A 13,621-nucleotide genomic window follows, 5' to 3' on the forward strand; every position below is an offset into this window, starting at 1 on the left:
CGTGCGCCCCCTAGCGCTTTTACGTAGCGCCCGCAGACACTTTGCCGCCGTCAATGCCGCGTCGACCTTGCCCTGAAAACCGGGCGGGCCGACAGTTCACGTGCGTGCGCTCAGCCTGTCACCGCGCCCCGGTTCGCCGGCTGTGCCAGCGCGAAATACTTCGCCAGCACGCCCCGCGTGTAACGCGGCTGCGGTTGCTGCCATGCGGTACGGCGGCGCTGCAATTCGGCATCGCCGACGTTCAGTTGCAGCAGCAGCTTGTGCGCGTCGATCGTGATCGAGTCGCCTTCCTGCACGAGCGCGATCGTGCCGCCCACGAACGCTTCCGGCGCGACGTGGCCGACCACCATGCCCCACGTGCCGCCCGAGAAGCGGCCGTCGGTGATCAGGCCGACGGTTTCACCGAGACCTTTGCCGATGATCGCCGAGGTCGGCGCGAGCATTTCCGGCATGCCGGGGCCGCCCTTCGGGCCGAGGTAGCGCAGCACCACCACGTCGCCAGCGACGATCCTGTCGGCCAGAATCGCTTCCAGCGCACTTTGTTCGTCGTCGAAGACACGCGCGGGCCCCGTGATGACCGGGTTCTTCAGGCCGGTGATCTTGGCGACTGCGCCGTCGACGGCGAGGTTGCCTTTCAGGATCGCGAGATGGCCTTCCTTATACAGCGCCTTCTCGATCGGGAAAATCACCTGCTGATCCGCGCGGGGCCTGGCCGGCACGTCCTTGAGTTCTTCGGCCAGCGTCTTGCCGGTGATCGTGATGCAATCGCCGTGCAGCAGGCCCGCATCGAGCAGGATCTTCATGACTTGCGGGATGCCGCCGGCCTTGTGCAGATCGGTCGCGACGTATTGGCCGGACGGCTTCAGGTTGCAGATCACCGGCACTTTCTTGCGCATGCGCTCGAAGTCCTCGATCGACCATGCCACTTCGGCCGCGTGCGCGATCGCCAGATAGTGCAGCACCGCATTGGTCGAGCCGCCGGTCGCCATGATCAGCGCGACAGCGTTTTCAATCGACTTCTTCGTGATGATGTCGCGCGGCTTGAGGTCCTGTTTGACCGCTTCGACCAGCACGCGCGCCGATTCGGCGGCCGAGTCGACCTTTTCCTGATCCGGATTGGCCATCGTCGACGAATACAGCAGCGACATGCCGAGCGCCTCGAACGACGAGCTCATCGTGTTGGCGGTGTACATGCCGCCGCACGAGCCGGTGGACGGGCACGCGTTCTTCTCGATCCCTTCGAAATCCTCTGCCGACATCCGGCCCGCCGTGAATTCGCCGACCGCTTCGAACGACGATACGATGGTCAGGTCGGTGCCCTTCCAGTTGCCCGGACGGATGGTGCCGCCGTACACATAAATGCCCGGCACGTTCATGCGGGCGAGGCCGATCATGCCGCCCGGCATGTTCTTGTCGCACCCGCCGATCACGACCACGCCGTCCATCCATTGACCTTGCACGCAAGTCTCGATGCAATCGGCGATCACTTCGCGCGACACGAGCGAGTACTTCATGCCCTCGGTGCCCATCGACATGCCGTCCGAGATGGTCGGCGTGCCGAAAATCTGCGGGTTCGCGTCGGCGCGCTTGACCGCGACCACCGCAGCGTCGGCCAGACGCTGCAGGCCGGCGTTGCATGGCGTGATGGTCGAGTGGCCGTTGGCGATGCCGATCATCGGCTTGTCGAAATCGTCTTTCTGGTAGCCGAGCGCGTAGTACATCGAGCGGTTCGGCGAACGCGCCACGCCTTGCGTGATGTTCTTCGAACGACGGTTGTATGCCATGGGGAATCTCCAATCTGTTTTGTTTTGAGCCGCGCTGCGTGCTGTATGCACTGCGATTTGCCGGTGTCGCCGGTGTCGCCGGATTGGCCGCTTTGCTGGCCGGTGCGCCAGTTCAGTGTAGTTCCGCAGCGTGGAGCAAGGATGCAGTTTTGCAAACTGGGTGTCCAATATATTATTCAGGCGTAATTAGGTCGTAAAATGTATTAATCATGCCGCCTGCCGTTCCCGACCTGCGCCAGTTGCGCTATTTCGTCACCGTCGCCGAAGAGATGCACTTCGGGCGCGCGGCTACGCGCCTCGCGATGACCCAGCCGCCGTTGTCGCAGGCGATTCGCGCGCTCGAAGAGACGCTCGGCGTCGAGCTGTTCGCGCGCACCAAGCGCTCGGTCGAACTGACCCCGGTCGGCGCGGATCTGCTGCCCGAGGTGCGGCGCCTGCTGGCGAGCGCCGAGGGCTTGCGACCGCTCGCGCAGAGCCTCGCGCGCGGCGAGGCGGGGGTGTTGTCGCTGGCGTTCGTGTCCACCGCGGACTACGGCTTGCTGCCCCCGCTGCTGCGGGATTTCGGCGCGCGCTATCCGCGGGTGCGGCTCGAATTGACCGAGGCCACCAGCGATGTGCAACTGGACGAGCTGACGGCCGGCCGCATCGACGCCGGCCTCGTGATCGCGCCGCTGCCGTCGCGTCACGCCGCGCAACTCGCGTGGCTGCCGATCGTGCGCGAGCCGCTGGTGATCGCGATGTCGGCGGACATGGCGGAGCAGGTGAGCCACGCCACCGGCTCGGACCCGCGCGCCGAATGGCTCGACACGCCGATCAGCCTGCGCGATGTCGGCGACACGCCGCTCGTGATCTTCCCCAGACGTCTGGCGCCAGGCTTTTATGACATCATTATGGATTGCTACGGCGTCGCGGGCCTCGCACCACGGATCGGCCAGGAGGCGATCCAGATGCAGACCATCGTCAGCCTCGTGTCGGCCGGCATGGGCGTCGCACTGGTGCCGCAATCGTTACGTAATCTGCGCCGCACGGGGGTCGTGTACCGGCCCCTATCCGAGTCGGTGCCCGCGATCGAGACGGGGCTCGCGTGGCGCACCGACGAGGTGAGTCCGGTGCTGGCCGGTTTCATCGACATCGTGCGCGCGTATGCCGCCACCGTCGGCGCGCAGGGTCTCGCGCCAGGCGATTAACGGCGCCGCGGCGAACGCATCGCGGCCCGCACCGTCCAATGCATGCGCCGGATAATGCGCGAACCGCTGACGAACGACTAACCAGCCGCACGCAATCCGGCCGATTACACCAACCCCGCTTCTGAACCTGAACTGCCCATAACAACACGATGCTCATTCATCCGAATTTCGACCCTGTGGCCATTCATCTGGGGCCGCTCGCCGTGCGCTGGTATGGACTGATGTACCTCGTCGCGTTCATCGCGGCGATCGTCGTCGGCCGGTTGCGGCTGCGTTTGCCGTTTGTCGCGGCGCAAGGCTGGACCGTCAGGGATATCGACGACATGCTGTTCTACGGCGTGCTGGGTACGATCCTCGGCGGGCGGCTCGGCTATGTGCTGTTCTACAAGGCGAGCTTTTATTTCGCGCATCCGCTCGACATCTTCAAGGTGTGGGAGGGCGGCATGTCGTTCCACGGCGGCTTCCTCGGCGTGACGCTGGCGATGGTGCTGTTCGCGTATCAGCGCAAACGCTCGTGGCTGCAGGTCACCGACTTCGTCGCGCCGATGGTGCCCACCGGGCTCGCGGCAGGGCGCCTCGGCAATTTCATCAACGGCGAGTTGTGGGGGCGCGTGACCGATCCGTCCGCGCCGTGGGCGATGCTGTTTCCCGGCGCCGCGCCCGACGATGCCACCTGGCTCGCCGCGCATCCGCAACTGGCCGCGCAATGGCATCTGAACGAGGTGTTCGCGCAATATCACATGCTGCCGCGGCATCCGTCGGAGCTGTATGAGATCGCGCTCGAAGGCGTCGCACTGTTCTTCGTGCTGTTCTTCTTCTCGCGCAAACCGAAGCCGCTGGGCGCGATTTCCGCGGTGTTCCTGATCGGCTACGGCCTCGCGCGCTTCACGGTCGAATTCGCCCGCGAGCCGGACGACTTCCTCGGACTGCTGGCGATGGGCCTGTCGATGGGCCAATGGCTGTCGCTGCCGATGATCCTCGCGGGCATCGGCATGCTGGTGTGGTCGTATCGCCGTGCGCGCCGTGAGCCGGCGCAGGCGGTCAACGCGAGCTGAGCGCTACGGTTTGTCGTAGCGAGCGCATGATGAAAAAACGCCACGGCATGCCGTGGCGTTTTCTTGTGCAGCACGAGAAATGCTGAGCGCGCAAACGCGGCCGCGCGCTAGCGTTACTTCATCTGCACCGAGCCCGATACGTTGACCGTCACCGTCGACGTGCCGCCTTCGAGCGGCATCGGCGCCATGGTCTTCGCGTCGGCGCTCATGGCGCGCGCGCTCATCATCATCATCGGACGGGGCATCACACCGCCGTGATTCACGTTGACCTCGCGAATCGAATAGCCGCTGAAGCCGAATGCCTGCGCCGACGACGCAGCCTGATCGCGGAACGACCGGATCGCTTCGCCGGTGAGCTTTTGCTCGGCGGCACGTTGCGCTTCCGGCGACAGCGAGAACTGCACGTTGCCGACCTGCATGACCGAGGCCATTTGTCCCGCGAGCTTCGACGCCGCGGCGAAGTCGTGCGATTCGAGCACGACCTCCGTGCGGCCGCGCCACGCGGAAATGCGCCCGTCACGATCGGTGGACGGGAAGATGGCGAACGAACCCGTGCGGGCCGTTACGCCGCTCACGCCTCGCGCTTTCTGCAACGCCGCGTCGGCGCGCTGATTCAGCGTGGCGGTGAGCGCGGACGGGTCGCTCGCTTCCTGCTCATAAAACAGCGTGATATCGACGACGTCCTGCGGAATTTCCGCGCTGGCCTGAGCGTTCAGCGACAGCACGCCCGATGGCTGGGCCTGCATGACGCCCTGCGCGCGAGCCATGGCCGGGCTGAGCGCGAGCGCGACAGGCGCGGTGCAGACGAGAGCGAGTGCGAGTGCCCGTGCGGTTTTGTTCGACATTGCTGGACTCCTAGCTTGAACAGGGTTGTGCACGATTGGCGCGAACGCCATGCAGTGGTGGCATGACGTTTGCGGGCTCGTTTGTGCGCCTGTTAGGCGCTTGTAACCGGAGCTTGGTTCCCTGATTAATGTTGGCGGTCAGTCGCGACGGCTCGTCGAAGCTCAGCGTTCGACGTTTCCCGAGTGAGCGAGCCTTCAGGCGAGCCGCGTGGTGATGAAGCGCCATTCGGCTTCGGTCACGGGCGTGATCGACAGGCGATTGCCTTTGGCGAGCACGCGCATGTTCTGCAGTTCCGGATGCTCGCGCAGCGCGGCCAGCGGAATCAGCGGGATTTTCTTCTTGAACACCACGTCGACCAGCACCCAGCGCGGCGTTTCCTGCGACGACTTCGCGTCGTAGTACGGACTCTTTTTATCGAACTGGGTCGGGTCCGGATACGCGGTGGACGACACTTGCGCGAGCCCCGCAATACCGGGTTCAGGGCAACTCGAGTGATAGAACAGCACGCCGTCGCCGACCTGCATCATGTCGCGCATGAAGTTACGCGCCTGGTAGTTGCGCACGCCGGTCCACGGCAACGTGCGGTGTGGTGCGTGGGCGAGATGGTCGATGCTCGCCTCGTCCGGTTCGGACTTCATTAGCCAGTAGCGCATGAATCGAATTGAACGTTAAGGGTTGGACGATGTGAAAAAAATCGAAGCCGATGAGGCGAGGCGCGCTCACAGACACGCCAGCGGACGCACAAAGAAAAAACGGCATCGAACCGAAGTCCGATGCCGTTCTAGATAAGGTCCCCGCCTTAGCCGCTAGGCCGGCATCCTGAACCGGGGGTTCAGAATTGGTCGCAGTTAGCAACACTTCGGGTACATCAGACAGAGTGACGCGCACACCCGTGCTACAAATTTCCGCAACCGTGCACATGGCATTGGTTCAAGGAATATATGACCTTGGCGAACCAGGCAGGGAAGCTAAACCGATGAAGCTTAAACGATAGAACTCAAACGTTTGCGCAGACTTGGCTCATGCACCTGCTTTCAACTTCGCTTCGTTTGAATTCGCGGCAGATCTCAGGACCGGCCGATACTTACTGCATGCTGTACTGCTCAATCACAGTACCCAGTTGTTCGTTCATTTGCTGCATTGTACGCCGGATTTCCTCAGCGGGAAATGCTTCTCCGTGTCGTACGCTCGATTGCAGCTTAAGCAGTTCCGATGCCAGCGACAGCGCAGCCATGACAGCAATGCGATCCGTGCCGCGCACGTTGCTGTTATTGCGGATCTTCGACATTTCGGCGTCGACGCGTGCCACCGCTTCGAGCAGCGCGCCTTCCGTTTCCGGCGAGCACGCGAGGCGATAGGGCACGTCGAGAATCGATACTTCGATCTGCTTGGCGGTCATGCGTTTTCTCCGTGGCGGGTAACCTCGCTCTGCGCGTCGGCGGTGTCCTGAACCGGCTCGAGCAGATCGAGCTGGTTGTCAGGCTCGCTACTCGCGCGGGCCCGCGGCAGTTTCTCGAGAATCGCATTCAGGCGCACCTGAGCGTCGTCGATCTTGGCAGACAGCGTGTCGCGCTCCGCTTGCAGTGCATCGCGCTCCTCGCGCAGCAGCGCAAGTTCCGTGCGCATGGCTTCCACTTCGGCACGCGATTGGGCGAGTTGCTCTTCGAGCGCGAGCCGCGCTTCATTGTGGCGCTGGCTGATCGCAATCAGCTTGCCGATATTCTGTGAGAGTGATTCGAGTTCGGTGAGCATGTGCTGCGTCCTCTAAAGACATCGCATTTTAGCGCGGAATATGGCAGGTTCCGACAATTGTCTCGTTTCGAGACGTAACAACATCGCTATGTGCAGGCTTTTCCCGACCATATGATGAAAAAGTATTCCCCCATCGGACAATAACCTGCACTTAACAGAACGGATTGCGCCGGGTTTGACCTTTCTTGACGCACGTCGAGGGCGCTCCTAAACTGCCGGCACTCTGGTGCCCGCGCCGCTGTTCACAGTGCGCGCAGTTAAACGGGAAGCAGGGCGCGCCATGATCGAACTGAACGCGCGAACCTGCGCTGCCCCCGCAACGGTAAGCGACCGCATTCGTCATGCAGGTCGATCCTGATCGCGTGCCTGAAAGTTCAACATGCGAGTGTGCCACTGCGCGTTACGCGTGGGAAGGCGGGATCGATGTGTCGTTAGCCCGGATACCGGCCAGAGGGAGAGGCACGTCCCCCGCGAAATGCAAAAAAGCGTGGGCGCTTCGTTATGCATCGGCCTGCGGGGAAGCGGGCCGCGCGAGCTATCCACAGGAATCGTCATCCCATGCTGTCCCCCATCGCCCGCGCGGCGCTGCTCGCTTTTGCGGGCTTGCCGCTCGTCGTGCATGCGCACACCGCCGACTCGTCGCCGGGTTCGTCCTCTGATTTGTCTGCTGCATCGGCCAGTGCTTCGTCCGCCTCCGATGCCGACGCAGAAACCGACGCACAAGCGAGCGCCGCCGCTCAGAATGCCGTGCCCGCCGTGTTGTCACCGGTCGTCGTGACCGCGGAGCGCGGGCCGCAAGCGCTCGCGGACGCAATCCCGCAGACCTCGCTGTTCGATCAGCAGGATCTCGCCGACACCACCGCGACCGACTTGCCCGGCCTCCTGCAACTCGCGCCCGGTGCGCAAATCTCGCGCACGGGTGGTCCTGGTTCGACGACGAGCCTTTATTTGCGCGGCGCGTCGTCGACGCAATCGCTATTGCTGATCGACGGCGTGCGCGTCGACTCGGTGAGCCTCGGTGCGCCACAGCTCGCGCAGATTCCGCTCGACCAGATCGATCACGTCGAAGTAGTGAACGGCAACGTGTCCGCGTTATACGGTTCGGGCGCGATTGGCGGGGTGGTGCAGGTGTTCACGAAGGAGGGCGGCGATCATCCGCCGCGTTTCAATTTCTCGGCGGGCTACGGCAGCTATCACACGCAGACGCAGCAGGCAGGCGTGAACGGCGCACTCGACAAAGACGGCCGCACGACCTTCAGCCTCTCGCTCGCGCGTTCGAAGGACGACGGCTTTTCGTCGCTCGATCCGCAGCCGGCGCCCGGCGCCAATCCGAACGCGAACGGCTATCTGAACGAGAGCATCACGGCGTCGTTGCGTCACAAGTTCACCGACCGCTGGGACGCGGGCGTCAACTATTTCCAGTCGAACGGCAATAACAGCTACGACAACGCGTACGGCGCGCCGACCGATCTGAACAACCTGTACAGCAAGGTGCGCCAGGCGTCGGTGTTCGCCAACGGCAAGCTGACCGACTGGTGGAGCACGCACTTCATCGTCTCCGAGGGCGACGACCGCAGCGTGTCGAAGACCAACGGCATCTACAACGGCCGCTTCGATACCGACAATCGCCAGTACACCTGGCAGAACGATTTCGCGTTGGCCGCGCGGCAGAAACTGCAGGTGGGCTACGAGCATCTCGATCAGAGCCTCGACTCGGATACGTTCGCGGCGCCGGACCGTCATGTGGACTCGGGCTTCATCGGCTACACGGGACGCTTCGGGCGCAACCAGATTCAGGCCAACGTGCGGCACGACCAGTATTCCGATTTCGGCGGGGCGAACAGTTACTATCTCGGCTACGGTTTCGACATCGCCGAACACTGGAAGGCAACCGCAAGCTATTCGGATTCGTTTCGCGCGCCGAGTTTCGACGATCTGTACTATCCGCTCAGCGGCAACGCGTCGATCCAGCCCGAGCACAGTCATTCGCTCGAAGCGGCGGTGCAGTACGCGTCGAACGCGCTCGGCGTGATGCGTCTGAGCGCATTCCAGACGCGCTATTCGAATCTGATCGACTACGCGCAGGTGACGCCCGGCATCTATCTGGCCGAGAACGTCGGCCGTGCGAAGGTACAGGGGCTCGAAGGATCGTGGAGCGGACATGTCGGCAAGACGGACGTGCGCGCGTCGTTGACGCTGCAAAATCCCGTCGACCTCGACAACGATGTCGACCTCGTGCGGCGCGCGCGGCGTTTCGGCTCGCTGACGGTGAATCGCAGCATCGCGGGATGGCGCGTCGGCGGCGAGTGGATCGTGAGCGGCCCGCGCGAGGACAGCAGCGGCAAGCTGGGCGGCTACGGCGTCGTGAATCTGTCGGCGCGCTACAACATCACGAAAGCGTGGTACGTGACCGCGCAAATCCAGAACCTGTTCGACAAGGACTATGAAACGGCCTACTCGTATAACTCGCCGGGACGCGGCGCGTATGTCACGATCGGTTGGCAGCAGCAGTGATGGCTGCGCCGCGCTGAGCGTGCGCGAATGAGCCGGCATCCTGGTTCGATGCCGGCCGCCGTGCGCGTGATGAACGCGAAGCGGGCGGCCGCCATCTGGCTCGTACTTGCGGTGCTCGCGCTGGCGGTGCTGATGGCGTCGCTCGCGCTGGGTAGCGTGTCGCTCGCGCCGTCGCGCGTGCTGGCGGCGCTGCTGCCGTCGCACGGGTTGCCTGGGGTGCCGGGCGGGTCGGCGGATCTGGCGAGCGAGATCGTGCGCACGCTGCGTTTGCCGCGCGCGCTGGCCGGCTTCGCATGCGGCGCGTTGCTGGCGTTGGCCGGTGCGCTGTTGCAGGTGCTGTTGCGCAACCCGCTTGCCGAACCGTACATATTGGGCGTGTCGGGTGGCGCGGCGAGCTTCGCGCTGCTCGCGATGATCGCCGGCAGCGCATGGTGGATCGTCGATGCCAGCGCCTTCGCCGGCGCCTTCGTATCGATCCTGCTGGTGCTCGGTCTCGCGCGCCGCGAATTGTGGCGCGGCGAGCCGCAGGACACGTCGCCGCGTTTGCTGCTGACGGGCGCGGTGATCGCGGCGGGGTGGGGCGCGCTCATCACGCTGCTGCTCAACCTCGCGCCCGACAGCCGTTTGCGCGGCATGTTGTTCTGGCTGACCGGCGACCTCAATGGCGGCGCGCTGCCGTGGACCGCGCTCGTTGCTTTGATCGTCGCGTTGCTGGCAATCGTGCCGGTGGCCCCGCGCCTGAACCTGCTGCTGCGTGGCGACGCGGCTGCGCAAGCGTTGGGCGTCGCGGTGATGCCGCTGCGTTTGCGCGTCTATCTGGTGGCGTCGCTCGCGGCGGCGGCCGCAGTCACCACGGCGGGCACCATCGGCTTCGTCGGTCTGGTGGTGCCGCATATGTTGCGGCTCGCGTTCGGCAACGATCAGCGCATGTTGTTGCCTGCGGCCGCGCTCGGCGGCGGCGTCGCGGTGATGGGCGCGGACCTGATCGCGCGCACCGTGATTGCTCCGGCGCAATTGCCGGTCGGCGCGATCACGTCGATCGTCGGCGTGCCGGTGTTCCTGTGGATGCTGTTGCGCAAACGCCGATGACGCACGCTCATACCCACCTCGAACCCGCCGCGCTCAGCGCGCAACGCCTGACCTTGCGCACCGGCGCGCGCACCTTGCTCGATGCGTTCACGCATACGTTCCATGCCGGCGAGATCTGGTGCGTCGCGGGCCCCAACGGCGCGGGCAAGACCACGTTGCTGTCCACGCTCGCGGGTCTGTTGCGCCCCGCGGCGGGCCATGTCGAACTGGATGGCCTGCGCCTGTCCGACTGGCCGCCGCTGCCGCTCGCCCAGCGTCGTGCATTGATGCCGCAAAGCGCACCCGATGCGTTCAGCGCGAGCGTGCTCGACATCGTGACGCTGAATCGCTTTCCGCATCTGAGCGGCTGGGGCTGGGAGCGCGAAGCGGATCGCGCTGCCGCGCGTGCCGCGCTGGACCTGCTGGGCCTCGCCGACTTCGCCGCGCGCGACGTGCTGTCATTGTCGGGCGGCGAGCGTCAACGCGTCGCGCTGGCGGCGGTGCTGTGTCAGGACGCGCCATTGTTGCTGCTCGACGAACCGTTGTCGCATCTCGATCTGCATCATCAGATCGACTGTCTCGACGCGCTCGCCGCATGGACGCGCGAGCCGCGCCGCACCGTGATGTTCTCGTGCCACGACCTGAATCTGGCGCGCCGCTTCGCGACGCACGCGCTGCTGCTCGACGGCGCGGGCGGCGCGTATGCCGGGCCGGTGCATGACGTGCTTACGCCCACGCTGACGAGCCGCGCATTCGGCTATCCGTTGATTCTGATCCGCGACGGCGAACACGAGGCGCTGATTCCTGCGCCGCGTGCGCGTCACGGATCGCCCGCCGGCGATGACACGCCGGCAGGATAATCACCCGATCAAAACACTCTCATTTCAGACCACGCTTATGACCTCTTTGCCACGCCCGGCCGGTTTGCCCGAAGTCGCACCGCTCGATCAAACGCTGCGCGCCGAGCTGCAGCACATCATCGATACCAAGACCAAGCCGCCGGGCAGTCTGGGGCGGCTCGAAACGCTCGCGCGTCAGATGGGCCTGATTCAGCGCAGCACGAAGCCGACGGTGCAGCGCCCGGCGATGATCGTGTTCGCTGGCGACCACGGCATTGCCGCGGAAGGCGTGAGCCCGTATCCGCAAGCGGTGACCGCGCAGATGGTCGCCAATTTTCTCGCGGGCGGCGCGGCGATCAATGCATTGAGCCGGGTCGCCGGTATCGAACTCGAAGTGGTCAATGCGGGCATCGCGACGCCGTTGCCGTCGACCGACGGCCTCGTCGATATTCCGGTGGCGAGCGGCACGCGCAACTTCGCGCACGAACCCGCGATGACCCATGCGCAAGCGCTCGCCGCGATGCAGGCGGGCGCGGCGCGCGTGCGTCATCACGCGGCGCTCGGCACCAACGTGATCGGCTTCGGCGAGATGGGGATTGCGAACACCTCGTCGGCCGCGTGTCTGATGAGCCGTGTATGCAACGTGCCGATCGACGAATGCGTCGGCCGTGGCACCGGTCTCGACAACGCGGGGCTCGCAAAAAAGCGCAACGTGCTCGCAGCGGCGCTCGCGCAGCATGCCGGAGCCACCGCGCCGCTCGACGTGCTCGCAACCTTCGGCGGTTTCGAGATCGCAATGATGGCCGGCGCGTATCTCGCGGCCGCCGAAGCGCGGATGACAATCCTCGTCGACGGTTTCATCGCGACCTCCGCGTTACTGATCGCCGATGCGTTCGCACCGAGCGTGCGCGAGTACTGCGTGTTCGCGCATGCGTCGAATGAAGCGGGGCACCGGCGCATGCTCGATCATTTCGGTGCGCTGCCATTGCTGTCGCTCGACCTGCGTCTGGGCGAAGGCACCGGCGCGGCGCTCGCGGTGCCGCTCTTGCGCGCTGCCGCGGCATTCGTCAACGAAATGGCGAGCTTCGATTCGGCGGGCGTCGCGAATCGCGATGCGTGAACCGTTTCACGGTGACGCACCAGCGCTCGCAGCTACCCGCAGATACGCCAGACACCCGCCCCATTCATGAACCCGCTCGCGGAACTGCGCTATTTCTTTACGGCGCTCGGTTATTTCACGCGCGTGCCCGTGCCGCGCTGGGTCGGCTACGAGCCGCATTATCTGAATGCGGCCGCGCGCTACTTCCCTTTGGTCGGCGCGTTGGTCGGCGCGTTCAGCGCGCTGGTCTATCTGGCGGCGCTGCGCGTGTTTCCGGCGGGCGTGGCGGTATTGCTGTCGATGGCCGCGTCGCTACTGGCGACAGGCGCCTTTCATGAGGATGGTCTCGCCGATTGCGTCGATGCGTTCGGTGGCGCATATAACCGCAGCGATGCGTTGCGCATCATGCATGACTCACGCATCGGCGCTTTCGGCGCCATCGCGCTGGTGATCGCGCTCGCGTTGAAGTGGCAGACGCTCGCGGTATTGCCGCCGTTGCGTGCCGCAAGTCTGATGATTGCCGCACATGCGGCGAGCCGCGCGTGCGCGATCAGCTATCTGGCCACGCTCGACTATGTTCGCGCCGAAGGCAAGGCCAAGCCGGTCGCGCAGCGCCTGAGCGGCCCTGCGTTGCTGTGCGCGGCGTTGTTCGGCTTACCCTGGCTGCTGTGGCCGAATGGGCCTGGCGTGCCGGACTGGCGCTTCGCGGCCGTGACGTTGGCGGTGCTGATCGCGCTGCGGTTTGCACTGGGCCGCTATTTCGTCAAACGCATTGGCGGCTATACCGGCGACTGCCTCGGCTTCGCGCAGCAGATCTTCGAATTGATCATCTACCTGGTGGGGCTTGCATGGATATCGTCCTGATTCGTCATCCCGCCGTGGCGCTCGATGCGGGCGTGTGCTACGGCCACAGCGACGTCGCGCTCGCCGCCGACGCCGCGATTTCGTCGAGCGCGCTCGCGTTGAAGCTCGCGAAGTTGCAGGTGCCGGCGCCGCGCGTGTTGATTTCGAGTCCGCTCACGCGCTGCTCGGCGCTCGCCGCCGAAATAGCGAACGACTTCGGCTGCGTGCTCAGTCACGATGACCAGCTGATGGAAATGAACTTCGGCGAATGGGAAACACAGCGCTGGGACGAGATCGATCGCACGCTGCTCGACGACTGGGCCGCGAATTTCGAACACGCGCGTGCGCATGGCGGCGAGAGCGTGGCGCAATTCGTCGAGCGCGTGCGCGCGTGGGTCGATGCGTTCGTGCAGACGCGCGAGCTGTCGCCGGCTTATGTGGTCACGCATGCCGGCGTGATGCGCGTGATCGCGTCGCTGGTGCTGGACGTGCCGCTGGAGCGGTGTCTGAAATGGTCGCTCGAAATGGCGGGGGTGGTCTGGTTGCGCCGCAATGATGACGCACAGCGTTGGTCGCTGGTGCGGTGGAATGCGTGACGGTGGTGGGACGGGCGGTGCGATTCACGCGGCGCTGA

Annotated in this window: 13 protein-coding genes, 1 other RNA gene and 1 riboswitch; of the genes, 8 read left to right on the forward strand and 6 right to left on the reverse strand. The window is 64.8% G+C overall.

What is annotated here, in order from left to right; translation table 11 throughout:
- Window positions 1-110 precede the first annotated feature (110 nt).
- Window positions 111-1,784: a dihydroxy-acid dehydratase gene (gene ilvD / locus B0G69_RS10180; protein WP_121316761.1), complete on the reverse strand. Its 1,674-nt coding sequence runs from the start codon at window positions 1,782-1,784 to the stop codon at window positions 111-113.
- A 209-nt stretch (window positions 1,785-1,993) separates the two neighbouring features.
- Here ilvD and B0G69_RS10185 point away from each other — a divergent pair, with 209 nt between their 5' ends.
- Window positions 1,994-2,971 carry a LysR family transcriptional regulator gene (locus tag B0G69_RS10185; RefSeq protein WP_121316762.1) on the forward strand — a complete coding sequence of 326 codons (978 nt, stop codon included), beginning with the start codon at window positions 1,994-1,996 and terminating at the stop codon, window positions 2,969-2,971.
- A gap of 149 nt (window positions 2,972-3,120) precedes the next feature.
- On the forward strand, window positions 3,121-4,026 hold the full coding sequence (gene lgt, locus B0G69_RS10190) for a prolipoprotein diacylglyceryl transferase (RefSeq protein ID WP_121316763.1): 906 nt from the start codon (window positions 3,121-3,123) through the stop codon (window positions 4,024-4,026).
- 113 nt (window positions 4,027-4,139) lie between these two features.
- Here the strand turns inward: lgt and B0G69_RS10195 are convergent, their stop codons facing one another.
- The 5 genes from B0G69_RS10195 to B0G69_RS10215 all read right to left on the reverse strand — a co-directional run bounded on the left by B0G69_RS10195 (window position 4,140) and on the right by B0G69_RS10215 (window position 6,624).
- Window positions 4,140-4,871, reverse strand: a complete 732-nt coding sequence (locus B0G69_RS10195; RefSeq protein WP_121316764.1) for an SIMPL domain-containing protein — start codon at window positions 4,869-4,871, stop codon at window positions 4,140-4,142.
- Window positions 4,872-5,066: 195 nt separating this feature from the next.
- The gene (locus tag B0G69_RS10200) at window positions 5,067-5,525 is read right to left on the reverse strand and encodes an EVE domain-containing protein (RefSeq protein WP_121316765.1); all 459 of its coding nucleotides are present in this window, start codon (window positions 5,523-5,525) and stop codon (window positions 5,067-5,069) included.
- Window positions 5,526-5,659: 134 nt separating this feature from the next.
- A non-coding RNA gene (gene ssrS / locus B0G69_RS10205) (6S RNA) lies at window positions 5,660-5,841 on the reverse strand.
- Between the two features lie 115 nt (window positions 5,842-5,956).
- On the reverse strand, window positions 5,957-6,271 hold the full coding sequence (locus B0G69_RS10210; RefSeq protein WP_121316766.1) for a cell division protein ZapA: 315 nt from the start codon (window positions 6,269-6,271) through the stop codon (window positions 5,957-5,959).
- The gene (locus B0G69_RS10215) at window positions 6,268-6,624 is read right to left on the reverse strand and encodes an ATPase (protein ID WP_121316767.1); all 357 of its coding nucleotides are present in this window, start codon (window positions 6,622-6,624) and stop codon (window positions 6,268-6,270) included. Before B0G69_RS10215 ends, B0G69_RS10210 begins: the two co-directional genes overlap by 4 nt.
- A 207-nt stretch (window positions 6,625-6,831) precedes the next feature.
- Window positions 6,832-7,091: riboswitch (cobalamin riboswitch) on the forward strand.
- A 91-nt stretch (window positions 7,092-7,182) separates the two neighbouring features.
- On the opposite strand from B0G69_RS10215, the gene B0G69_RS10220 reads away from it, so the two are divergent.
- The 6 genes from B0G69_RS10220 (at window position 7,183) to cobC (ending at window position 13,583) form a co-directional block, all read left to right on the forward strand.
- Window positions 7,183-9,138: a TonB-dependent receptor gene (locus tag B0G69_RS10220; RefSeq protein ID WP_121316768.1), complete on the forward strand. Its 1,956-nt coding sequence runs from the start codon at window positions 7,183-7,185 to the stop codon at window positions 9,136-9,138.
- A 27-nt stretch (window positions 9,139-9,165) separates the two neighbouring features.
- Window positions 9,166-10,227: an iron ABC transporter permease gene (locus tag B0G69_RS10225; protein ID WP_121316769.1), complete on the forward strand. Its 1,062-nt coding sequence runs from the start codon at window positions 9,166-9,168 to the stop codon at window positions 10,225-10,227.
- Window positions 10,224-11,066, forward strand: coding sequence for an ABC transporter ATP-binding protein (locus tag B0G69_RS10230; RefSeq protein WP_121316770.1), 843 nt, complete (start codon window positions 10,224-10,226; stop codon window positions 11,064-11,066). The genes B0G69_RS10225 and B0G69_RS10230 overlap by 4 nt, the downstream gene beginning before the upstream one ends.
- A 37-nt stretch (window positions 11,067-11,103) precedes the next feature.
- Complete coding sequence (gene cobT / locus B0G69_RS10235; protein WP_121319288.1) at window positions 11,104-12,165, forward strand: nicotinate-nucleotide--dimethylbenzimidazole phosphoribosyltransferase; 1,062 nt, start codon at window positions 11,104-11,106, stop codon at window positions 12,163-12,165.
- A gap of 66 nt (window positions 12,166-12,231) precedes the next feature.
- Window positions 12,232-13,008 (forward strand): adenosylcobinamide-GDP ribazoletransferase, encoded by a 777-nt coding sequence (locus B0G69_RS10240; RefSeq protein WP_121316771.1) that lies wholly within the window; start codon window positions 12,232-12,234, stop codon window positions 13,006-13,008.
- Window positions 12,993-13,583 carry an alpha-ribazole phosphatase gene (gene cobC, locus B0G69_RS10245; protein WP_121316772.1) on the forward strand — a complete coding sequence of 197 codons (591 nt, stop codon included), beginning with the start codon at window positions 12,993-12,995 and terminating at the stop codon, window positions 13,581-13,583. The genes B0G69_RS10240 and cobC overlap by 16 nt, the downstream gene beginning before the upstream one ends.
- Window positions 13,584-13,621: the final 38 nt, after the last annotated feature.

The sequence above is a fragment of the Paraburkholderia sp. RAU2J genome, from assembly GCF_003634845.1.
Taxonomy (GTDB): Bacteria; Pseudomonadota; Gammaproteobacteria; order Burkholderiales; family Burkholderiaceae; genus Paraburkholderia; species Paraburkholderia fynbosensis.